The sequence below is a fragment of the Blastococcus sp. DSM 46786 genome (genome assembly GCF_900109665.1).
Lineage (GTDB): Bacteria > Actinomycetota > Actinomycetes > Mycobacteriales > Geodermatophilaceae > Blastococcus > Blastococcus carthaginiensis.
Map to the genome: position 1 here is coordinate 81,164 of NZ_FOAO01000010.1, position 22,131 is coordinate 103,294.

Sequence of the window (22,131 nt, forward strand, 5' to 3'; positions counted from 1 at the left end):
TCAGGCGTCCGGACGGCGTCCGGTGATGTCCGGGGCCATGACGCCGATGATGCGCTGCAGATCGTCCACCGAGCCGAACTCGACGACGATCTTCCCCTTCGACCGGCCGATCTGGATCTTCACCTTGGTCTCGAACATGTCCGACAGCCGGGAGCCGAGCTCCTCGACGCCGGGCGCGGAGATCCGCCGGGTGCGCCGCTTCGCCGCCGGCTCCTCGGCGACCGCCAGGGCGACGGCCTCCTCGGTGGCCCGCACCGACAGGCCCTCGGCGACGATGCGGGTAGCGAGGGCGTCCTGGGCCACCGGGTCCTGCAGGCCGAGCAGCGCGCGAGCGTGCCCGGCGGAGATGACGCCGGCGGCGACGCGGGTCTGCACCTTCACCGGCAGCTTCATCAGCCGGATGGTGTTGGTGACCTGGGAGCGGCTGCGCCCGATCCGCTGGGCGAGCTCCTCGTGCGTGGCCCCGAACTCCTCGAGCAGTTGCTGGTAGGCGGCGGCCTCCTCCAGCGGGTTCAGCTGGACCCGGTGGATGTTCTCCAGCAGGGCGTCTCGGAGCATCGCGTCGTCGGTCGTGTCGCGCACGATCGCGGGCACGGTGCCGAGCCCCGCGGCCCGCGCCGCACGCAGGCGCCGCTCGCCCATGATGAGCTCGTAGCGCCCGCCCTCGGACTCCCGGACGACGATCGGCTGGAGGAGCCCGAACTCCTTGATGCTGTGCGTCAGTTCGTCCAGGGCCTCGTCGTCGAAGACCTGCCGGGGCTGCTTCGGGTTCGGCACGACGTCCTCGACCGAGACCTCGCGGAGCTGCGCCCCCGGCACACCCACCGTGTCCGCCTCCGCGGCCGGCGATGGCGGGGGGGAGGGCACCAGGCTGACCGGGGCGGACGCCGGCGCCGCCTCGGCACGCTCGCCGGCGGCGGGCGTCGCCGGTGGCTGCTCACCGGTCTGCTCGTCCCGCTCCTGGCTCGGCGCGGGCGCAGCCGGGGCGACCGGGGCAGGCGTGGGCGCCGGACCCGTCGGGATGAGCGCCGCCAGCCCGCGTCCCAGGCCGCCTCGCTTCGTCATGACTGCTCCTCGCTGGCAGGGGTGGTCACTGGGAGTCCTGGCGGAACGGCACCGACGTCTCCCCGAAGGCGAGCGCGCCGACCGGGGTGGCCCCGTTGCTGCCCGCCGCCACGTCGAGCGGTTCCAGCGCGACCCCGCGCTGCGCCAGCTCCCGGGCGGCCTCGACGTAGCTGGTCGAGCCGCGCGAACCCGGGTCGTAGGTCAGGACCGACTGCCCGTAGCCCGGAGCCTCGGAGACCCGGACGTTGCGGGGGATGACCGCCTGGAGCACGAGCTCGCCGAAGTGGTTGCGCACCTCGTCGGCGACCTGGTCGGCGAGCTTGGTGCGCCCGTCGTACATGGTGAGCAGGATCGTCCGCACGGCGATCCCCGGGTTCAGGTGCTGGCGGACCAGGTCGATGTTGTTGAGCAGCTGCCCCAGCCCCTCCAGCGCGTAGTACTCGCACTGGATGGGGATGAGCACCTCGTCGCCGGCCACCAGCGCGTTGAGCGTCAGCAGTCCCAGCGAGGGCGGGCAGTCGATGAGCACGTAGTGCGGCCGGCGTTCCCGCGGCAGGGCCGCGACGTACGCCTCGATCGCCCGCCGCAGCCGGTGCTCGCGGGCGACGACGGAGACCAGCTCGATCTCGGCGCCGGCCAGGTCGATGGTCGCCGGCACGCAGAGCAGGTTGGGGCTGGCCGTCGTCGGGTGCACCACCTCGGAGAGCGTGCTGTCGCCGACGAGCGCGTCGTAGATCGAGGGCGTGCCCACGGTGTGCTCGACGCCGAGGGCGGTGCTCGCGTTGCCCTGGGGGTCGAGGTCGATGACGAGGGTGCGCAGGCCGTACAGGGCGAGGGCCACGCCGAGGTTCACCGTGGACGTGGTCTTCCCGACCCCGCCCTTCTGGTTCGCGATGGTGATGACCCGGATGCGCCCGGGAGCAGGGAAGGGCTCCTGCTCGGCGGCGTGCAGCACGCGCGTCGCGCGCAGGGCCTCCATGGCGATAGGGCTGTCGAAGTCCGCGAGCCCACCCGAGGACGACGCCGTCGACGACTGGTCAGCCGCGAGACTGCTGCGCAGCCGCTCGCCCGGGTCGGTCATCGCTGGTCCTTCCTCTGCCGGCGTTTCACGTGGAACGGATCGGGTAGCGGCATCTGTTCCACGTGGAACAGGACACGGATCGGCCTCCCGGCACCGTCACCGGTCTCCCCGCGTCATGACCACCACGGTAGTGGCAGCGTCTCCCAGTGATGCACCGACGGCCCGCGCCTCGATGTCACGCATCCCGGCGGCGTGCAGTTCCGGCCGGAGCGCCGGCAGCTCGGCCAGCGCCCGCGACCCGACGAGGGCCACCAGCTGGGCTCCCGGCCGCAGGAGGCCACGGCACCAGCCGACGAGCCGTGGGAGGGGTGCGACCGCCCGGGCGGTGACGACGTCGACGCGTCCGACGGCGGCGACCACCGACCGGTCCTCGGCGCGGCCCCGCACCACCCGCCACGTCGACGGCGCCTCGGCCAGGTCGGCGACCGCCTCCTCCAGGAACTCCACCCGCCGGGCCATCGGCTCGACGAGCGTGAGGGCGATGTCCGGACGCGCCAGTCCGAGGGGGATACCCGGCAGCCCGGCGCCGCTGCCGACGTCGACCACCCGGGCGTCCCGGGGCACCGCCTCGGCCACCGCGGCGCTGTTGAGCACGTGCCGTTCCCACAGCCGGGGGACCTCGCGGGGGCCGATGAGTCCGCGGGTCACCCCGTCGGAGGCGAGCCGGGCCACGTACCGCTGCGCCGCGGGCAGGGCGGCGCCGAAGACCTCGGCGGCCTGCGCCGGCGCAGCGGGTACCTCCGGCACGCCCGCCGCGCCGGCCGGGGGACCTGCGTCGCTCACCTGTCGGGCAGGACCACGACGCGGCGGCGGGGCTCCTCGCCCTCCGACTCGCTGTGCACGCCCGCGACCGAGGAGATGACGTCGTGCACGACCTTGCGCTCGAACGGGTTCATCGGGCTCAGCCGCTCGGGCTGACCGCTGGCGGAGACCCGGCGCGCGGTCTCCGCGGCCAGCGAGGTGAGGTCGGCCCGGCGCTTGGCCCGGTATCCGCCGACGTCGAGCATCAGCCGGCTGCGCACGCCCGTCGACTGGGCGACGGCGAGGCGGGTGAGCTCCTGCAGCGCCTCGAGCGTCGCGCCGTCCGGCCCGATGAGGTCGCCCAGCCGGCCCCCGACGATGGCGACCGACGCCCGGTCGCCCTCCACGTCGAGGTCGATGTCGCCGTCCACGTCGAGGATGTCGAGGAGGCGTTCCAGGTAGTCCCCGGCCACGTCACCCTCGCGGACCAGCAGGTCGTCGCCGGTCCCACCGGCCCCACCTGCCCCGTCCGTCTCGACGTCGACGGGCTCCACGACGGCGTCGTCGCTGGCGGCGTCCGCGTCGGGCAGGGCCGGCGGGTTGTCTGTCACGGGCTGCTGCGGAGCACTCACGGGTGTTCCTCCCAGTTCGGTGCGGCGGCCGGGTCGTCCCGGTGGTCTGTGTGCCGGACGGGCCGGCGGGGGAGCGGTACGGCGGAGGTCAGCGACGCTTCCGCTTCCCGCGGTTGGCCGGCCCTTGGCCCGCCCCGGGCCGGGAGCTGCGGCCGGATCCGGAACCGGCGTTGCGCGACCCGGTGGAACCGTTGGCCGTCGAGCCGTTCCCCGTCGAGCCGTTGTCCGTGGAACCGTTGTCCGTGGAACCGTTGTCCGTGGAACCGTCCGCCGTTGAACCGTCCGCCGTGGGCCCGTCACCGGGGAGGCCGTCGCCGTCCACGGTGCTGGCCGGGGCGGCGGTGGTGCCCGACGGGCGCCCCTGCTTGGGCCGCACCGGCTTGGCGCCGGGCTTCGGGGCCAGCGTCTTGGGGTCGATCGCCGGCTTGTCCGCGGCGGCCTTCGCCTTGGCGGCGTCCGAACCGGGCGGCGGCATTTTGCGGAGGATGAAGAACTGCTGGCCCATCGTCCACAGGTTGTTCGTCATCCAGTAGATGAGGACACCGATCGGGAAGATGAAGCCCGAGACGAAGAGGCTGATCGGGACGCCGTAGAGCATCAGCTTCTGCACCATGGCGGCCTGGCCCTCGACCGGGCCCGAGCGCGACATGATCTGCTTCTGCGTGAAGTACGTCGTGAAGCACATGACGATGATCAGCGCGAACGCGACGATGCGGATGTTCGTGTAGTTGACCCCGGCGATCCCGAGGATCGCCTGCTCCTTGGCGCCGCTCATGTTGAACGACGCGGAGATCGGCGCACCGAACAGCTGCGCCCGTGCGGCCTCGTCGGTGAGCTGGTTCGACCACGAGTACAGACCCTGCTTGTCCGGCGCCAGCCGGCGCAGGACGTGGAAGAGCGACAGGAAGACCGGGATCTGCGGCAGGATCGGCAGGCAGCCGGCCAGCGGGTTGACGCCGCGCTCCTTCTGGAGCTGCTGCATCGCCACGGCCATCCCCTGGCGGTCGCTGCCGTACTGCTTGCGCAGCTTGGCGATCTCCGGCTGGAGCTCCTGCATCGCCCGCTGCGACTTGACCTGCTTCACGAACAGCGGGAAGAGGATCAGGCGGATCGTGACGACCAGGAAGACGATCGCCAGCACCCAGCTCAGCCCGCCGAGGGCCGTCTCCGGTGCGGGGTCGCCGAACACCAGGTTCCACAGCGAGTGCCACCGGGCCATGACCCAGGAGATGGCGGTGTACAGCCAGTCAAGCAACGGAGGACTCCTCCTGCGGGGTCCGGCACGCGGCCGGCGGGGTGGCCTCGCGGCCGGGGTCATCGGACGGCGCGACCTGAGGACGTGCCGCTGAGCTGGACGAGCGGGCGCCCGTCCCAGTTCCACGGGCCGGCGGCACGGGGTCCACACCGCCCGGGTGCCACGGCGCGCACTTGGCCAGCCGTACCAGCGCCAGCCGGCTGCCGCGGGCCGCGCCGTGCCGGCCGACCGCCTCGGCCGCGTAGGCGCTGCAGGTCGGGTGGAACCGGCACCGCGGGGGGAACGCCGGGCTGATCGCCCGGGAGTAGAAGCCGACGGCGCACAGCAGCAGCCGAGCGGCGGCGGAGCGGTGCGGGGCCGACCCGGTCGGGACGTTCACCGCCGCGCCCCCCGGTCGCCGAGCAGCCGGTCCAGGCCGGCGGTCAGGTCGCGGTGCAGCGCGGCCGAGTCGGCCGCGGCGGCCTCGGGACGGGCTCGGACGACGAGGTCCGCGCTCGCCGGGAGCCGGTCGAGCTCGGTGCGGACCACGGCACGCAGCCGGCGGGTCACCCGGTGGCGGACCACCGAGTTGCCCACGCTCTTGCCCACCACGAAACCGGCCCGCGCAGCCACCGGCGACGATGCGTCGCCGGCCGGCTGCTCGGGCCGTTCGGGGAGGTAGTGCAGCACCATGGTCGGCCGCCCGGCGCGCCGGCCGGATCGGACCACCGCGGTGAACTCCGGGCGCCGGCGCAGGCGTGCCTGCGCAGGCAGCACGTCAGGCGGAGAGCTTCTCGCGGCCCTTGCGCCGACGGGTGGCGAGGATCGCCCGGCCCGCGCGGGTCCGCATCCGCAGCCGGAAGCCGTGGGTCTTGGACCGGCGGCGGTTGTTCGGCTGGAAGGTGCGCTTGCTCACGAGGTACTCCCACTACACGGCATCGGCGGTGCGCCCCGTCGGTGGACGGGAGCGCGCGGGGCACCGGAACGGCACGACGACCGTCCCCGGGACCCCGGAAGCTGGCACTGCGGACCGACGGACCCGGGCCCGACCGCGCAGACTGGCGCGGCGGGAGGACGGGCACACCCGTCCGCAGACTCCGGCCAGCATAGCCGAGGACGAACGGGTGCCGGTGACCGACCGCCCATGGTGCGCCCACCACGACGGGCGGACCACGGCGGCACGCCGGGCGGGCACGACGTCCTCCGATGCGCGGAGCGACCTCTGCGCCACCCGGTGCGGACCGCGGCGGCGTTGCCGGGCTGTGGACGGGGCTGTTAGCGTCGCCGTCGCTCCGCGTCGGACGTCAGGGTCACGGCGCGCGGGCCGACCCCGTCGGTCGACCGACCGCCGAGCCACTCCTCCAGCCGCCCGAACAAGGCCGTGACCAGCGAAGACGCTGCATCGGCCAGCGTCCCGTGCGGAGCCGGCGCAGCACCTCTGCCGGCCGTGCACAGCCTGTGGACACCGATGTGGATCGCACGCGTTCGTGTGTCCACAACCGGGGCATCCACCGGTGGACGGCCGCGGAGGGCGCGGCGCGGCCGTGCAGGACGCACCGGGAGCGGCCGCGGGGTCGACAGCACTGGGAGGACGAGACGGCATGGCGGATGCCACGCTGGACCTGGCGACGGCCTGGGACCAGATCCGGGAGCGACTGGCGACCAGCCTCTCCCCGCAGCAGAACGCGATGCTCAACCTGACCCGGCCGCTGGGCCTGGTCGAGGACACCGCCGTGCTGGCGGCGCCGAACGAGTTCACCCAGACGGTGCTCGAGTCGCGCATGCGCCGGGTGCTCGCCGAAGCGTTGTCCGAGCAGTTCGGCCGCGACATCCGCGTCGCCGTCCAGCTCGAGGACGCGCCGGCGGCGCCACCGCCCGACCCCCGGGACGACGAGCCGACCCGCCGGCCCTGGTCGGCGGTCGAGGCGCAGCGGGCCGAGGAGGACCAGGCCAACCGGGACCGCACCGACGACGGGCGCAGCGCGTTCGGCGTCCGCACCGACGTCGTGGGCACCCCCGCACCCTGGGACCGGCCCGCGGCGGCCGAGCGACCGGTCGCCCACGACTTCCCCGAGGTCCGCGAGCTCCACCCCGCCGACGGCCCGCCGCGCCCCCCGGCCGACCGCGGGGCGCCGGAGGACTGGAGCACCACCACGTGGGGCAGCGACGCGTCGGCGCCGGCCACGAGCCAGGACTGGGGTGGCGCCGGGACGGCGTCGACCGCCGACGTGCTCCCGTTCGACGTCGACGGGTCGGCGGGGGAGTCGCGCCGTTCCGGGGCCGGACCCGCGGCCGGGGCGCGCAGCCGCCGGCCGGAGGCGGGCCGCCCCGCCGGCCTGGACCCGGGGCTCAACCCCAAGTACGTCTTCGACAGTTTCGTCATCGGCAACAGCAACCGGTTCGCCCACGCCGCGGCGGTCGCGGTCGCCGAGGCGCCGGCGCGGGCCTACAACCCGCTGTTCATCTACGGCGAGTCCGGGCTGGGGAAGACCCACCTCCTGCACGCGATCGGGCACTACGCCGCGCGGATGTTCCCCAACGTCAAGGTGCGCTACGTGAGCACCGAGGAGTTCACCAACGAGTTCATCAACCTGGTGCACTCCGGCCGGGCCGAGGACTTCCGCCGCCGGTACCGCGACATCGACTTCCTGCTCATCGACGACATCCAGTTCCTGGAGCGCGCCGAGCGGACGCAGGAGGAGTTCTTCCACACCTTCAACACGCTGCACAACGCCAGCAAGCAGATCGTGATCACCTCCGACCGGCCGCCGAAGAAGCTGACGACGCTCGAGGACCGGCTGCGCACCCGCTTCGAGTGGGGGCTGATCACCGACGTCCAGGCACCCGACCTGGAGACCCGCATCGCGATCCTGCGCAAGAAGGCGTGGGGCGAGCGGCTGCAGGTGCCCGACCAGGTGCTGGAGTTCATCGCGTCGAAGGTGCAGACCAACATCCGCGAGCTCGAGGGCGCGCTCATCCGCGTGACCGCGTTCGCGTCGCTCAACAAGCAGCAGGTCGACCTGCCCCTGGCCGAACTCGTGCTCAAGGACCTGATCAGCGACGAGCAGGGGCCGCAGATCACCGCGGCGATCATCATGGCCGCCACCGCCGAGTACTTCTCCGTGACGATGGAAGAGCTGCAGGGCACCAACCGCAGCCGCACGCTGGTCAACGCCCGGCAGATCGCGATGTACCTCTGCCGTGAGCTGACCGAGCTGTCGCTGCCGCGCATCGGGGCCTCGTTCGGCGGCAAGGACCACACCACGGTCATGCACGCGGTCAAGAAGATCACCAACCTGATGAGCGAGCGGCGGGCGACGTACACGCAGGTCACCGAGCTCACCGCCCGCATCAAGAGCCGCGCCCGGCAGTAGAAGGACTTCCCTGCCCCCCAGCGCTCGCACGCTCGCGCCGGTCCCCTGCAGGGAGGCCGTTCCAGCACGTCACCGCGTGCCGTTCCCGACGTGAGCTGAGCCCACCAGTCGTGCCTGCGCGGGACCCTCCGGGCCCCACTCGGCGCGACCCTGCCTGTGCCGTCCCCAACTCTCACGGAGCCGGTCACCGGGCGCCTGCTCGCACACCCTGGGCCGTCTCGGCGGGAGCTTGCCCTACCTCGGATGTTCACGTCCTGGTCGCCGTCCACGGCTGCCCGCGGTGACGGTGCGCACCCGCGACGGTCACCGTCCGGACGCCTGCCGGCCACCGTCCCGACGCGGTCGACAAGTCGTTGTCCACACCTGTGTGGATCCCTGGGGACGGAGGAATCGCTGGTTCTGCGCACGATGACCCGCGTGGGGACGGCGACCGGCGTCGACTCGTCGAGAAGTTGTCCCCAGGGATGTGCACAGCTGGGGGAAAGTCCGGTCGGCACCGTTCCGCGACCCGTCGACACGGCACCCCCAGCTCTCGGCCGACGAGCCCCCGGATGCCGGTCGCGCGCCGTTGACCTGCACGGATGTCCGTCCAGGGCGATCCGGTCCGCACGGGGCGCCGCCGGCCGCCCGCGACCGGTGCACACCACCTGGGGACGGACCGGGGAGACGCAGGGGACAGCAGGTGGACCGCCGGCGGTGACCGTGCACAACCGTCGATCTGTCCACGTGTCGACAACAGGGAGACCCTGACCACCCACAATCGGCCAACACCCCGATCCGGGCGCTGACCTGCGCGAAGGGCCTCGATCCCCAGGTTCCACACCAGTGATGACGAGGATGAAGGAGTTATCCCGGAGAATTCTCGAACCACAGTCTGGGTGGGGACGCTCCGCTGGGCAGGGTTCCCGGCTCCCGGACGCCCATCACCGAGACCTCGTGGGGAACAGCAACCCATCGAGGGACCGGGGTTTCCCCACCAGGGGCTGCAACAGGCACGATGAGCACCGCAGCGGAGCCTCTGCCCCGCCGCAGGACGGACGACGAGCTCCGCGCCCGTGCCGGCCACCTCCCCGGTGGTCCCACGGACGCGGACCGAGCATGGGTGGGTCGAGAGATGAAGTTCCGGGTGGCACGTGAAGTGCTCGCCGACGCCGTCGCCTGGACGGCGCGCAGCCTGCCGCCGCGGCCGTCGGTACCGGTGCTGGCGGGCATCCTGCTCGAGGCCGAGGGGAACCAGCTGTCGGTCTCCGGTTTCGACTACGAGGTCTCCGCGCGCTCCGAGGTCGACGTGCAGACCAGCGAGAGCGGGCGGGTGCTGGTCCCGGGCCGGCTGCTCGCCGAGATCACCCGTGCGCTGCCGCCGCACCCGGTCGAGATCACCGCCGAGGGGCCGCGCCTGGCGATCACCTGCGGCAATGCGCGCTTCAGCCTGCCCACGCTGCCGGTCGAGGACTACCCGTCCCTGCCGGCGATGCCCTCCGCGGCCGGCATCGTCGACAGCGAGGTCTTCAGCGAGGCGGTGGCCCAGGTCGCCATCGCCGCCGGGCGGGACGACACGCTGCCGATGCTCACCGGCGTCCGGCTGGAGATCGACGACGACCAGATCACCCTGGCCGCCACCGACCGCTACCGCCTGGCCGTGCGGGAGTTCGCCTGGCGCCCGCAGACCTCGGGCCTGTCGGCCGCGGTGCTGGTGCCCGCCCGCACGCTGGCCGAGGCCGCGAAGACGCTGACCAGCGGGCCGGAGATCACCCTCTCGCTGTCCTCGGGCAGCTCCGGCGAGGGCATCCTCGGCCTCTCCGGCAAGGACCGGCAGACCACCACCCGGCTGCTGGACGCCGAGTTCGTGAAGTACCGCGCGATCATGCCGTCGGAGTCGTTCGCCAACGCCACGCTCCCGGTCGGCCTGTTCACCGACGCCGCCAAGCGCGTGGCGCTGGTCGCCGAGCGGGGGACGCCGCTGCGCTGCGAGTTCAGCCCCGGCCAGGTGACCCTGCGGGCGGGCGGCAGTGACGACGAGGGGCAGGCGGAGGAGCGCTGCGACGTCGACTTCGACGGCGAGCCGCTCACCATCGGGTTCAACCCGACGTTCCTCCTCGACGGTCTGGCCGCCGTGCACACCGAGCGGGCGCGCATGGACTTCACCAGCCCGCTCAAGCCCGCCGTGCTCTCCGGCGTCGACGAGCCGCCGGCCGACGGCGACGCGCCGCCGGTGCCGGCCGGGCGCGCCGGCAGCTACCGGTACCTGATCATGCCGGTGCGGCTGCCGGGGTGAAGCGAGAGCCCGGTCCTCCTCACCGCTCGCACGCTCGCGGCGAGCCCCTGGACCGGGCCGCGGCGAGCGGCCCGAGGTGTCAAGGCCGTGCCGGGCGAGCACGATGGCAGTCAACGCAGTCGAGGTCGAAGAGGGGCGAGTCGTGCAGCTGGGTCTGATCGGGCTGGGCAAGATGGGCGGCAACATGGCCGAGCGGCTGCGCCGCGCCGGTCACGAGGTGGTGGGCTACGACCGGTCGCCGGGGAAGCGGGACGTCGAGAGCCTGCCGGAACTCGTCGAGGCGCTCGCCGAGCCCCGCGTCGTCTGGGTGATGGTGCCCTCGGGCGAGCCGACGAAGGCCACCGTCAAGGAGCTCGCCGGCCTCCTCGCCCCCGGTGACGTGATCATCGACGGCGGCAACTCCAAGTACACCGACGACCAGGTGCACGACGTCATGTGCCGCGAGAAGGGCATCGGCTACATCGACTGCGGCGTCTCCGGCGGCGTGTGGGGCCTGGAGAACGGCTACGCGCTCATGGTCGGGGGCACGAAGGAGGACGTCGCCAAGGCGCAGCCGATCTTCGACGCCCTGAAGCCGCCGGCCCCGGTGGACGAGTCCGGGCAGGAGATCCCGGGCGCGGGCTACGTGCACGCGGGCCCGGTCGGCGCCGGACACTTCAGCAAGATGGTCCACAACGGCATCGAGTACGCGCTGATGCAGGCCTACGGCGAGGGCTACGAGCTGCTCGCCGCGGTCGACCTGATCGAGGACGTCCCCGGCGTGATCGCCTCCTGGACGCAGGGCACCGTCATCCGCTCCTGGCTGCTCGACCTGCTGGTCCGTGCGCTGCAGGAGGACCCGGCGCTGGAGCGCATCTCCGGCTATGCGGAGGACTCCGGCGAGGGCCGCTGGACCGTGGAGCAGGCGATCGAGAACGCCGTCCCCATGCCGACGATCGCGGCCTCGCTGTTCGCCCGGTTCTCCTCCCGGCAGGAGGACTCGCCGACCATGAAGGCCGTCGCCGCGCTGCGCAACCAGTTCGGCGGGCACGCGGTCCGCGCCGTCCAGGCGCAGGAGGCCGAGCGGCCCGCGTGAACGGAAGGACCCCCGGGAAGGAGCTCCCTGCCCCGCACCGCTCGCAGGATCGCGGCAAAACCCCTGCCGGTAGGCCGGCAGCGGCTCGGCGCGAACCCCTGGACCGCCGCCGCCCCGGTCACCCACCGCGGGTGCTGAGGTGTACCTGAGGCACCTGCAGGTGGGCGACTTCCGGAGCTGGGAACGGGTCGACCTGGCCCTGGGCCCGGGGCCGACGGTGTTCGTCGGCCGCAACGGGGAAGGCAAGACCAACCTCGTCGAGGCGGTCGGCTACCTGGCCACCATGGGCAGCCACCGGGTGTCCGGTGACGCGCCGCTGGTCCGCCACGGATCGGGGCAGGCCGTGGTCCGGGCCGCGCTGCGCCGCGGGGACCGGGAGCTGCTGGTCGAGATCGAGATCAACCCCGGCAAGGCCAACCGGGTGCGGGTGAACCGGGCGGCGCTGCCGCGGCCGCGCGAGCTCCTCGGGCTGGTGCGCACGGTGCTCTTCGCGCCGGAGGACCTCTCCCTGGTCCGGGGTGACCCGACCGAGCGGCGGCGGTTCCTCGACGAGCTGCTGGCCACCCGCACGCCCCGGCTGGCGGGGGTGCGCAGCGACTACGAGCGGGTGCTCAAGCAGCGCAACGCCCTGCTCAAGACCGCCCGGCTGGCGCGCGGCAAGGCGGTGGAGACCCTCGACGTCTGGGACGGCCACCTCACCGACCTCGGTGCGCAGGTCCTCGCCGCGCGCCTGCGGCTGGTCGCCGACCTGGTCCCGCACGTCGCCGACTCCTACGCCGGCGTCGCCGGGGAGGGCGCCGTCGCGGCCGGGCTCGGGTACAGCTCGACGGTGCCGCTGGCCGGGGACGGCGCGGCCCTGCCCGTCGGCGCCGCGCTGCCCTCGGTGGAGGACCTGGCCGAGGCGATGCGCGCTCGCATCGCCGAGCGCCGGGGCGACGAGCTCGACCGCGGCATGACGCTGGTCGGCCCGCACCGCGACGACCTGGTGATCCACCTCGGGCCGGCCCCCGCGAAGGGTTTCGCCAGCCACGGCGAGTCCTGGTCGCTGGCCCTGGCGCTGAAGCTGGCCACCTTCGCGCTGCTGCGCAGCGAGGGGGAGGACCCGATCCTGGTGCTGGACGACGTCTTCGCCACCCTGGACGCCGAGCGGCGCGCGGCGCTGGCCGCCGTCGCCCGGTCGGCCGAGCAGACGCTGATCACCGCCGCCGTGGTCGACGACGTGCCCGTGGAGCTGCAGGGGACCCGCGTCGAGGTGGGGCGCGGCATGGCGCTCGTGGTGAAGGATGCGGTCCCGGTGGGTGAGGGAGGCGATCCGTGAGCGACGACCGGCCGGCACGGCCCAGCGACATCGCGCGTGCCGCGCTCGAGGCGGCCCGTGCCGCGTCGGCGTCCCGGCCGCGGCCGACCCGGCGCCGGATCGCCGGCCCGCGCCGCACCTGGACCGGGCCGCGACCGGGCGCCGACGACCCGCAGCCGCTCGGCAACCTGGTCGACGCGCTCGTCGACCAGCAGGACTGGTCGGCCCGCACGAAGGTCGGATCGGTGTTCGGCCGGTGGGACGCGATCGTCGGCCCGGACATCGCGTCGCACTGCCGGCCGCAGACCCTCACCGAGGGAGAGCTTCTGGTCGTGGCCGAGTCCACGGCGTGGGCCACCCAGCTGCGGCTGCTGGCGCCCTCCATCCTGGGCAAGCTGCGCGCGCAGGTCGGCGGGGACGTCGTGACCAGGTTGCGCGTTGTCGGACCGACGGCTCCCAGCTGGAAGAAGGGTCCGCGCTCGGTGCGCGGTCGGGGGCCGCGCGACACCTACGGATGAGGCGCCCGCCCGGCGGGCCGGCGCCGGGGAGGACGATGCAGGGATGAGCACCCCCCGCGACGGTGACCGGGACGGCTTCGACGACGGCGACGGCCGCGGCTGGCGCGAACCGCCGCACCTCGGCGACGGTGGCGCCGAGGAGGAGGACCGCCCCAACTTCGCCGACCGGCGGAAGGCGCCGCGCGACGAGCCGCCGGCGAACCAGCCGTGGCAGCCGCCGGGGTGGGACCTGCCGGCCGCGGAGCCCGACCGGCCGGCCCCCCGCGCGGACGTGCCACCGGCGGCCTACCCGCCGCCCCAGGTCCCGCCGACGGAGCAGGTCCCGCCCTCGCAGCCGGTGCCGCCCGGGCAGCAGTACCCGCCGCAGCACCCGCAGGAGCAGTCCCCGTCCCAGGGTTTCCCGCCCCCCGAGCAGCCGGCGCAGCGCGGCCTGCTCGGCCGCCGCCGGCGCAAGCCGGGCGCCGTCGAGCAGGTGTTCCGCTACGAGGGCGACCTCGTCGGGGCCCAGGGCTGGGCGCTGCAGCAGGGGTGGACCGTCTCCGACGGCACCGCCCCGCAGGACGCCGGCCTCGCCGACCTGATCGCCAGCGCCCCGGTGCGGGCGACCAAGGACCACCGCGCCGGGAACGTCCTGCGCGGGCGGGCCGGCTCGCTGGAACTGGTCGCGTTCGACGTCGTCTACGCGTCGGGGCGCTACCTGGTGCCGGAGTACGCGGTCACCGCCGTCCCCATGCTGGGCACCGTGCCCGGCTTCCGGCTGAGCCCGGCGCGCTTCTGGCGGCACCGGACCGGCGGCCTGGTGCCGATGCCCAGCGGCGACCAGACCTTCGACGCCCGCTGGCTGCTGCTGGCCGCGGAGGACGACCCGCGGCTGCGCCGCCTCGCGCAGGACCCCGCCGTGCACGGTGTGCTGCTGGGCAGCGACGACGGCGACGAGTTCTGGTCGGCCGCCGTCCGCGGGGGTGGTGGGGCGGGTGACCACGTGGCGGCGATCCGGCCCGACGGGCACCGGCCGCAGCTGCTCGAGCACCACGCGCGCCTGCTGACCGCGATCACCGCTGCGCTCACCGCCGGGTACTGACGGCGCCGGTACCCGTGACCGCACCCACCCCCACGGACTCCGCCGGGCCGGCCGGGGGCACCGCGCCGCCCCCGGCCGCCCGGCTGCGCGACCTGCTGCCGCTGCTGCGGCCGCACCGCCGTCGGCTGCTGCTGGCCGGGGGTCTGTCCCTGGTGGGGGCGGCCGCCGCGCTCGCCCAGCCGGCCCTCGTGGCCCGGGTCATCGACGTGGTGGGGGCCGGTGAGCCGCTGCTCCCCGCGGTCGGGCTGCTCGTGGTCGTCCTGGTGGCCGCCTCGGCGCTCTCGGCGCTGCAGCAGTTCGTCCTGCAGCGCACGGCCGAGGGGTTCGTGCTCACCACCCGCCTCACGCTGGTCGACCGGCTGCTGCGGCTGCCGGTGGCCGAGTACGACCGCCGGCGCACCGGCGACCTGATGTCCCGCGTCGGCTCGGACACCACCCTGCTGCGCGCCACGGTCACCTCCGGCGTCGTCGACGTCGCCGGTTCGGTGGTGGTCGGGGTCGGCGCGCTGGTGGCGATGGCCGTGGTCGACGTCTGGCTGCTGCTCGTGACGGTGCTGGCCGTCGCCATCGGTGCGGTCACCGCCGTCCTGGCCTCCCGCGGCGTGCGCCGGCTCTCCCAGCGCGCCCAGGAGGAGGTCGGCGCGATGACCGCGGCGGTCGAGCGCGCGCTGTCGGCGGTGCGCACCATCCGGGCCAGCGGTGCCACGGCGCGGGAGGTCGCGGCCGTCGGCGCGAGCGCCCGGCGGGCGTACGCGGCCGGGGTCCAGGTGGCCCGGCTGGAGGCGTTGGTCTCGCCGGCCGGGTCGATCGCCGTGCAGGGCGCCTTCCTCGCCGTCCTCGGCGTCGGTGGCTACCGGGTGGCGAGCGGCTCCATCACCGTGGCGTCCCTGGTGGCGTTCATCCTCTACCTGTTCCTGCTGGTCATGCCGCTGGGGCAGGCGATCGGCGCGTGGACCCAGCTGCAGACCGGCCTGGGGGCCCTCACCCGCATCCAGGAGGTGCTCGCCCTGCCCCCGGAGGACGACGAGCGCCCGCAGCGGGCCGGGTCGCGGCCGGCCGGCCCGGCGGTCGGCGCGCCGCTGCTCGAGCTGGACGACGTCTCGTTCGCCTATCCGGACGGGACACCGGTGCTGCACGGGGTGTCCCTGCAGGTCGCCGCCGGCAGCCGGGTCGCGCTCGTCGGCCCCTCGGGGGCGGGGAAGTCCACGGTGCTGGCGCTGATCGAGGGCTTCTACCCGCACTCCGGGGGCGTGATCCGGTGGGCGGGCACCGACGTCCGGGACCTGCCCCGGGCGGCCCTGCGCGCCGGGCTCGGCTACGTCGAGCAGGAGGCCCCCGTCCTCGCCGGCAGCGTGCGGGACAACCTGCTGCTCACCCGGCCGGACGCCACCGACCCCGAGCTCTGGGCGGTGCTCGCCGACGTCGGCCTCACCGACGTCGTCCGGCGCTCGCCGCGCGGGCTCGACGTGCTGGTCGGCGACGAGGGCGTGCTGCTGTCCGGGGGTGAGCGGCAGCGGCTGGCCATCGCGCGCTCGCTGCTCGCCCGCCCCGAGCTCCTGCTGCTCGACGAGCCGACGGCCAGCCTGGACGCGCGCAACGAGGGGCTGCTGCGCACCACCCTGGCGGCGGCGTCGGCGGGCCGGGCGCTGCTGGTCGTCGCCCACCGGCTGTCCACGGTGCTCGACAGCGACCAGATCGTGGTGCTCGACGAGGGGCGGGTGGTCGCGCGCGGCACCCACGACGAGCTGGTCGGCAGCAGCCCGCTCTACCGCGAACTCGCGGCGGCCCAGCTGCTGGTGTGACGTCCGCGGCCGGGATCAGGTGACCTTGATCATCGCGCGTCCTCCCTCGCGGTGGGCGCTGAGGGAGGACGCCGTACGGCGCGGGAGGACGGCCGGCGCAGCACCGTCCCGCGCCGCCGGGACCGTGTTCCACGTGGAACTCCAGCGGTGCCGACGACGAGCGCGCGACCTCGAACCGGCCAGCGCCGTCCCTGGCGGCGTGTCGGGGCGGGGGGCAAGCAGGATGGTGGCGGTCATCCTGCGAGCGGCGCAGACACGACGTCAGGGCGTGCACGGCACGGTTCCTGTCGTACCTCGCGCTATCGTGGGAGACGAAAACCGTCAGCAACCGGCTGAGCGCCCTCCTGCGCCGTCCCGGCCCCCCGCGCGTGCTCGGGGTCCCGGCGCGCCGGTTGCTCGAGAGGAAGGCCCCACGTGGTCGCAGCACCCCAGGTCGACAACACCTACTCCGGCAGCTCCATCACCGTCCTCGAGGGCCTCGAGGCGGTGCGCAAGCGCCCCGGTATGTACATCGGCTCCACCGGTGAGCGCGGTCTGCACCACATGGTGTGGGAGGTCGTGGACAACGCCGTCGACGAGGCGCTGGCCGGCTACTGCGACACCGTGAAGGTCACCCTGCTGGCCGACGGTGGCGTCCGGGTCGAGGACAACGGCCGCGGCATCCCGGTGGACATGCACCCCGTCGAGAAGCGGCCGACGGTCGAGGTGATCATGACCGTCCTGCACGCGGGCGGGAAGTTCGACGGCAAGAGCTACGGCGTGTCCGGCGGTCTGCACGGCGTCGGCGTCACCGTCGTCAACGCGCTCTCGACCAGGCTCGACGTCCGCGTCTGGACCCGCGGCAAGGAGTGGCACCAGGAGTACACCGAGGCCAAGCCGGGTCCGCTGGAGGAGGTCGGCCCGACCGACAAGCGCGGCAGCCAGATCACCTTCTGGGCCGACGGCGGCATCTTCGAGACCACGACCTACTCGTTCGACACGATCAACCGCCGGCTCCAGGAGATGGCCTTCCTGAACGCCGGGCTGACCATCGTGCTGCGCGACGAGCGCCCGGGCCACGCCAAGGCCGAGACGGGGGTGGGCGAGGAGTCGCTGGCCGAGGCGGCCACGCCGACCGAGGCCGAGGACGAGGCGTTCGAGCCCACCGAGGTCACCTACCGGTACGACGGCGGCCTCGTCGACTACGTCGGCCACATCAACAAGCGGCGGACGCCGATCCACAAGTCGGTCATCGGCTTCTCCGCCGAGGGCACCGGCAAGAACGACATGGCCATGTCGGTGGACATCGCGATGCAGTGGTCCGACGCCTACTCCGAGTCGGTGCACACCTTCGCCAACGTCATCAACACCCACGAGGGCGGCACCCACGAGGAGGGCTTCCGCGCGGCGCTCACCTCGATCGTCAACCGGTACGCCGTCGAGAAGAAGCTGCTCAAGGAGAAGGACGAGAAGCTCACCGGCGACGACATCCGCGAGGGCCTCGCGGCGATCGTCTCGGTGAAGCTGGGCGACCCGCAGTTCGAGGGGCAGACCAAGACCAAGCTCGGCAACACCGAGGTCAAGGGCTTCGTGCAGAAGATCTGCAACGAGCAGATCGGGCACTGGTTCGAGTCCAACCCGACCGAGGCCAAGACGATCATCACCAAGGCCGCCTCCGCGGCCCGCGCCCGGCGCGCGGCGCAGGACGCCCGCAAGCTGGCCCGCAAGAGCCTGCTCTCGGTCAGCGGCCTGCCCGGCAAGCTGGCCGACTGCCGCTCGACGGACCCGCGCAACTCGGAGGTCTACATCGTCGAAGGTGACTCGGCCGGTGGCTCGGCGAAGTCCGGCCGCGACTCGATGTACCAGGCGATCCTGCCGATCCGTGGCAAGATCATCAACGTCGAGAAGGCGCGCATCGACCGGGTCCTCAAGAACACCGAGGTCCAGTCGATGATCACCGCTTTCGGCACCGGCATCCACGACGAGTTCGACATCTCGAAGCTCCGGTACCACAAGATCGTGCTGATGGCCGACGCCGACGTCGACGGCCAGCACATCAGCACGCTCCTGCTCACGCTGCTGTTCCGCTTCATGCGGCCGCTGGTCGAGGGGCAGTACGTCTACCTGGCCAAGCCCCCGTTGTACAAGATCAAGTGGGGCGGCAAGGTCGGCGACGAGTACGCCTACAGCGACAAGGAGCGCGACGCCGTCGTCAAGGCCGGCGTCGAGAGCGGCCGCAAGATCAAGGACGAGATGATCCAGCGGTTCAAGGGGCTCGGCGAGATGAACGCCAGCGAGCTGTGGGAGACCACGATGAACCCCGAGACCCGCATCCTCCGCCAGGTGACGCTGGAGGACGCCGCCGCCGCGGACGAGGTCTTCAGCATCCTCATGGGCGAGGACGTCGAGGCCCGGCGCAGCTTCATCACCCGCAACGCTCGCGACGTCCGCTTCCTCGACGTCTGAACCCCGGCCCCGTCCCGGCCCACTCCGAGGGGCGGGACGGGGCCTTAGCGGTCGACTTGGCCTTTTGTCCACCTCTGTGCACCGACCTGTGGAGACCTGAACCGTGACGGAGACCCCACCCCGCGACCGCGTCGAAGCGGTCGACCTCCAGCAGGAGATGCAGCGCAGCTACATCGACTACGCGATGAGCGTGATCGTCGGCCGCGCCCTGCCCGAGGTCCGCGACGGCCTCAAGCCGGTGCACCGCCGCGTGCTGTTCGCCATGTACGACCAGGGCTTCCGCCCGGACCGCGGCTACGTGAAGTGCGCCCGCCCGGTCGCCGAGGTCATGGGTAACTACCACCCCCACGGTGACTCGGCGATCTACGACGCCCTCGTCCGCCTCGCCCAGCCGTGGTCCATGCGCTACCCGCTGATCGACGGGCAGGGCAACTTCGGCTCGCCGGGCAACGACCCGGCGGCCGCGATGCGGTACACCGAGTGCCGCCTCACGCCGCTGGCCATGGAGATGCTGGCCGGCATCGACGAGGAGACCGTCGACTTCCAGGGCAACTACGACGGCCGCACCCAGGAGCCCGTCGTCCTGCCGGCGCGCGTCCCGAACCTGCTGATCAACGGCTCCGCCGGGATCGCGGTCGGCATGGCCACCAACATGCCGCCGCACAACCTGCGCGAGGTGGCCGCGGCCGTCTTCTGGATGCTCGACCACCCCGAGGCGGAGGCCGAGGAGGCCCTCACCGCCTGCATGGAGCGGATCAAGGGCCCCGACTTCCCGACCCACGGCCTGATCGTCGGCCGGGAGGGCATCGAGGACGCCTACCGCACCGGCCGCGGCTCGGTGCGCATGCGCGCCGTCGTCACCGTCGAGGAGGACGCCCGGGGCCGCGTGCAGCTCGTCGTCACCGAGCTGCCCTACCAGGTCAATCCCGACAACCTCGCCGAGAACATCGCCGACCTGGTCAAGGACGGCCGGCTCCAGGGCATCAGCGAGATCGCCGACGAGTCCAGCGACCGCGTCGGCCGCCGGCTGGTCATCACGCTGCGCCGCGACGCCGTCGCCAAGGTCGTGCTGAACAACCTCTACAAGCACACCCAGCTGCAGACGTCGTTCGGCTGCAACATGCTCTCCATCGTCGACGGTGTGCCGCGCACGCTCCGGCTGGACGAGCTGGTCCGCAACTGGGTCAACCACCAGATCGAGGTCATCCAGCGGCGCACCCGGTACCGGCTGCGCAAGGCGGAGGAGCGCGCGCACATCCTGCGCGGCTACGCCAAGGCCCTGGACCACCTCGACGAGGTCATCGCCCTCATCCGGCGCAGCCCCTCGGCCGAGGAGGCGCGCGGGGGCCTGATGGAGCTCCTCGACATCGACGAGATCCAGGCCGTCGCGATCCTCGACCTGCAGCTGCGCCGGCTGGCCGCCCTCGAGCGCCAGCGGATCATGGACGAGCTCGCCGAGATCGAGGCCCGCATCGCCGACCTGCAGGCCATCCTCGCCTCGCCGGAGCGTCAGCGGCAGATCGTCAAGGACGAGCTCGCCGAGATCGTCGAGAAGTACGGCGACGACCGGCGCAGCCAGTTCGTGGCCAACGAGGGCGACGTCTCGATGGAGGACCTCATCGCGGAGGAGGAGGTCGTCGTCACCATCACCCGCACCGGCTACGCCAAGCGGACCAAGAGCGACCTCTACCGGTCGCAGCGCCGCGGCGGCAAGGGCGTGATGGGGGCCCAGCTCAAGCAGGACGACATCGTCGACCACTTCTTCGTGGGCTCCACGCACGACTGGATCCTGTTCTTCACGAACAAGGGCCGGGTCTACCGGGCGAAGGCCTACGAGCTGCCCGAGGCCAACCGCACGGCCCGCGGCGCGCACGTGGCCAACATCCTGGCGTTCCAGGGCGACGAGAAGATCGCCCAGGTCATGCAGATCAAGGACTACACGGTCGCCCCGTACCTGGTGCTGGCCACCGCCAAGGGGCAGGTCAAGAAGACCCGGCTGACCGACTTCGACTCGCCCCGCCAGGGCGGCGTCATCGCGATCAACCTGCGCGATGGCGACGAGCTGGTCGGCGCCTCGCTGATCGACCCGGAGCAGGACCTCCTGCTCGTGACCCGCAAGGCGATGTCGATCCGGTTCAAGGCCGACGACGCCGCGCTGCGGCCGATGGGCCGCGCGACCGAGGGCGTCCGCGGCATCTCGCTGTCCGAGGACGACCGCCTGCTGTCGATGATCGTCGCGCAGGAGGGGGTCGACGTCCTCGTCGCCACCGAGCGCGGGTTCGCCAAGCGCACCGGCATCGAGAACTACCCGAACCAGGGCCGCGGCGGCAAGGGCGTGCTGACGGCCGACCCGAAGGCGCGCAAGGGGGCGCTCGTCGGGGCACTCGCGGTGACCCTCGGCGACGAGCTCTACGCCATCACCTCCGGTGGCGGCGTCATCCGGACGCCGGTCAACGGGGTGCGGCACAACAAGGACCGGGCCACGATGGGCGTCAAGCTCATGAACTTGCCGGAGGACGTGTCGATCGTGGCGATCGCGCGTACGACGGACAACGACGAGCCTCCGGCCTAGGGTGAGTAGTTAGTCACGCAAGCGACTGCGGCTCCGCGGTGGCCAGAAGCCGCCGCGGAGCCCGGAACTGAAGGAGCGGCGTCGCCGCTGCGGAACGGGAGACTGGCATGAGCGACCGGACGCACGGTTCGGTGCGCACCGACTCCCGGGCAGGGGACGGCGGCGCGGCGAAGGGCACCCCCACGGACGGCAAGCCGGCCCCGACGCAGTCCATCCCCGCGACCGGGAGCCAGCGGGCCCAGGCCCCCGGCACGGGTTCGGCGCCTGTCGTCCCGCAGCCGCTGACCCCGGCGACCGGCGCCACCCCGGCCCAGCAGGGGGCCGCCCCGCAGGGCACGGCGCCGCAGGGTGCGCCGCCGCAGGACACCCCCAAGCAGGCGCCCTCCGACGACGGCGACGCGCCCGCGGGCGGCCCCGAGAGCGGCGCCGGCCCGATGGGCGTCGGCGTGGGCAGCGCGCGGACCGGCCGGGGCAAGGCCGGCCGCGGCCCGCGCCGCGCCCGCCTGCAGGTGCGCCACATCGACACCTGGTCGGCGCTGAAGATCTCGCTGATGCTGTCGATCGCACTCTTCTTCATCTGGATGGTGGCGGTCGGCCTGCTGTACATGGTCCTCGGCGGGCTGGGCGTCTTCGAGGCCGTGAACGACCTGTTCGGGCAGATCGGCAGCGCGTCGGGCGCGGAGTCCACGGGCGACGTCGTGACCCTCGGCGTGGTGTTCTGGGGTGCGGCGGTCATCGGGGCGATCAACGTCGTCCTGCTCACCGCGCTCTGCACCGTCGGCACGTTCATCTACAACCTCTGCTCCGACCTGGTCGGCGGGCTCGAGGTCACGCTCTCCGAACGGGACTGAATCACTGCGATCCTCCGGATCGCACCGCGGCCACGTGCCGTCCCCAGTTGGGGCGGAGCGTGGCCGTCGTCCCTTCCCGGGACCCTCC

17 protein-coding genes and 1 pseudogene are annotated in these 22,131 nt (G+C 73.2%); 10 read left to right on the forward strand and 8 right to left on the reverse strand.

Annotated features, from left to right (window positions below; all coding sequences use genetic code 11):
- The 8 genes and pseudogenes from BMW62_RS10835 to rpmH form a co-directional block, all read right to left on the reverse strand.
- Nucleotides 1-1,065, reverse strand: a complete 1,065-nt coding sequence (locus BMW62_RS10835; RefSeq protein ID WP_091930866.1) for a ParB/RepB/Spo0J family partition protein — start codon at nucleotides 1,063-1,065, stop codon at nucleotides 1-3.
- 25 nt (nucleotides 1,066-1,090) lie between these two features.
- The gene (locus tag BMW62_RS10840) at nucleotides 1,091-2,146 is read right to left on the reverse strand and encodes a ParA family protein (protein ID WP_091930867.1); all 1,056 of its coding nucleotides are present in this window, start codon (nucleotides 2,144-2,146) and stop codon (nucleotides 1,091-1,093) included.
- 96 nt (nucleotides 2,147-2,242) lie between these two features.
- Nucleotides 2,243-2,929 (reverse strand): 16S rRNA (guanine(527)-N(7))-methyltransferase RsmG, encoded by a 687-nt coding sequence (gene rsmG, locus BMW62_RS10845; protein WP_244523965.1) that lies wholly within the window; start codon nucleotides 2,927-2,929, stop codon nucleotides 2,243-2,245.
- The gene (locus tag BMW62_RS10850) at nucleotides 2,926-3,498 is read right to left on the reverse strand and encodes a Jag family protein (RefSeq protein ID WP_244523966.1); all 573 of its coding nucleotides are present in this window, start codon (nucleotides 3,496-3,498) and stop codon (nucleotides 2,926-2,928) included. The genes rsmG and BMW62_RS10850 overlap by 4 nt, the downstream gene beginning before the upstream one ends.
- A gap of 109 nt (nucleotides 3,499-3,607) precedes the next feature.
- Nucleotides 3,608-4,774 carry a membrane protein insertase YidC gene (yidC, locus tag BMW62_RS10855; RefSeq protein ID WP_170852330.1) on the reverse strand — a complete coding sequence of 389 codons (1,167 nt, stop codon included), beginning with the start codon at nucleotides 4,772-4,774 and terminating at the stop codon, nucleotides 3,608-3,610.
- 130 nt (nucleotides 4,775-4,904) lie between these two features.
- Nucleotides 4,905-5,105 (reverse strand): annotated as a pseudogene (yidD, locus tag BMW62_RS23595) (membrane protein insertion efficiency factor YidD); the annotation flags it as partial.
- 44 nt (nucleotides 5,106-5,149) lie between these two features.
- Complete coding sequence (gene rnpA / locus BMW62_RS10865) at nucleotides 5,150-5,530, reverse strand: ribonuclease P protein component (protein ID WP_091930871.1); 381 nt, start codon at nucleotides 5,528-5,530, stop codon at nucleotides 5,150-5,152.
- A gap of 1 nt (nucleotide 5,531) precedes the next feature.
- The gene (gene rpmH / locus BMW62_RS10870) at nucleotides 5,532-5,669 is read right to left on the reverse strand and encodes a 50S ribosomal protein L34 (protein ID WP_091930872.1); all 138 of its coding nucleotides are present in this window, start codon (nucleotides 5,667-5,669) and stop codon (nucleotides 5,532-5,534) included.
- 685 nt (nucleotides 5,670-6,354) lie between these two features.
- Between rpmH and dnaA the strand changes: the two genes are divergently transcribed.
- The 10 genes from dnaA (at nucleotide 6,355) to BMW62_RS10920 (ending at nucleotide 22,043) form a co-directional block, all read left to right on the forward strand.
- Nucleotides 6,355-8,127, forward strand: a complete 1,773-nt coding sequence (gene dnaA, locus BMW62_RS10875; protein WP_091930873.1) for a chromosomal replication initiator protein DnaA — start codon at nucleotides 6,355-6,357, stop codon at nucleotides 8,125-8,127.
- A 1,114-nt stretch (nucleotides 8,128-9,241) separates the two neighbouring features.
- Nucleotides 9,242-10,402 carry a DNA polymerase III subunit beta gene (dnaN, locus tag BMW62_RS10880; RefSeq protein WP_091930874.1) on the forward strand — a complete coding sequence of 387 codons (1,161 nt, stop codon included), beginning with the start codon at nucleotides 9,242-9,244 and terminating at the stop codon, nucleotides 10,400-10,402.
- 103 nt (nucleotides 10,403-10,505) lie between these two features.
- Nucleotides 10,506-11,477, forward strand: a complete 972-nt coding sequence (gene gnd / locus BMW62_RS10885) for a phosphogluconate dehydrogenase (NAD(+)-dependent, decarboxylating) (RefSeq protein ID WP_091930875.1) — start codon at nucleotides 10,506-10,508, stop codon at nucleotides 11,475-11,477.
- A gap of 139 nt (nucleotides 11,478-11,616) precedes the next feature.
- A complete protein-coding gene (gene recF, locus BMW62_RS10890; RefSeq protein ID WP_091930876.1) occupies nucleotides 11,617-12,795 on the forward strand; it encodes a DNA replication/repair protein RecF in 1,179 nt (392 codons plus the stop codon).
- Nucleotides 12,792-13,292 carry a DciA family protein gene (locus BMW62_RS10895; RefSeq protein WP_091930877.1) on the forward strand — a complete coding sequence of 167 codons (501 nt, stop codon included), beginning with the start codon at nucleotides 12,792-12,794 and terminating at the stop codon, nucleotides 13,290-13,292. Before recF ends, BMW62_RS10895 begins: the two co-directional genes overlap by 4 nt.
- 43 nt (nucleotides 13,293-13,335) lie before the next feature.
- Nucleotides 13,336-14,373, forward strand: a complete 1,038-nt coding sequence (locus tag BMW62_RS10900) for a hypothetical protein (protein WP_091930878.1) — start codon at nucleotides 13,336-13,338, stop codon at nucleotides 14,371-14,373.
- Nucleotides 14,374-14,387: 14 nt separating this feature from the next.
- Nucleotides 14,388-16,175 carry an ABC transporter ATP-binding protein gene (locus BMW62_RS10905; RefSeq protein ID WP_211435085.1) on the forward strand — a complete coding sequence of 596 codons (1,788 nt, stop codon included), beginning with the start codon at nucleotides 14,388-14,390 and terminating at the stop codon, nucleotides 16,173-16,175.
- A gap of 414 nt (nucleotides 16,176-16,589) precedes the next feature.
- Nucleotides 16,590-18,620 (forward strand): DNA topoisomerase (ATP-hydrolyzing) subunit B, encoded by a 2,031-nt coding sequence (gene gyrB / locus BMW62_RS10910; RefSeq protein WP_091930879.1) that lies wholly within the window; start codon nucleotides 16,590-16,592, stop codon nucleotides 18,618-18,620.
- 103 nt (nucleotides 18,621-18,723) lie between these two features.
- On the forward strand, nucleotides 18,724-21,192 hold the full coding sequence (gene gyrA / locus BMW62_RS10915; protein ID WP_091930880.1) for a DNA gyrase subunit A: 2,469 nt from the start codon (nucleotides 18,724-18,726) through the stop codon (nucleotides 21,190-21,192).
- Between the two features lie 107 nt (nucleotides 21,193-21,299).
- Nucleotides 21,300-22,043 (forward strand): DUF3566 domain-containing protein, encoded by a 744-nt coding sequence (locus tag BMW62_RS10920; RefSeq protein ID WP_091930881.1) that lies wholly within the window; start codon nucleotides 21,300-21,302, stop codon nucleotides 22,041-22,043.
- The last annotated feature ends 88 nt before the right edge of the window (nucleotides 22,044-22,131 follow it).

Bases quoted from the DNA above. Each gene is read 5' to 3' on its own strand.
- BMW62_RS10835 (WP_091930866.1), bottom strand. From the start codon at position 1,065: ATGACGAAGCGAGGCGGCCTGGGACGCGGGCTGGCGGCGCTCATCCCG.
- BMW62_RS10840 (WP_091930867.1), bottom strand. From the start codon at position 2,146: ATGACCGACCCGGGCGAGCGGCTGCGCAGCAGTCTCGCGGCTGACCAG.
- dnaA (WP_091930873.1), top strand. From the start codon at position 6,355: ATGGCGGATGCCACGCTGGACCTGGCGACGGCCTGGGACCAGATCCGG.
- dnaN (WP_091930874.1), top strand. From the start codon at position 9,242: ATGAAGTTCCGGGTGGCACGTGAAGTGCTCGCCGACGCCGTCGCCTGG.
- gnd (WP_091930875.1), top strand. From the start codon at position 10,506: ATGGCAGTCAACGCAGTCGAGGTCGAAGAGGGGCGAGTCGTGCAGCTG.
- BMW62_RS10900 (WP_091930878.1), top strand. From the start codon at position 13,336: ATGAGCACCCCCCGCGACGGTGACCGGGACGGCTTCGACGACGGCGAC.
- BMW62_RS10920 (WP_091930881.1), top strand. From the start codon at position 21,300: ATGAGCGACCGGACGCACGGTTCGGTGCGCACCGACTCCCGGGCAGGG.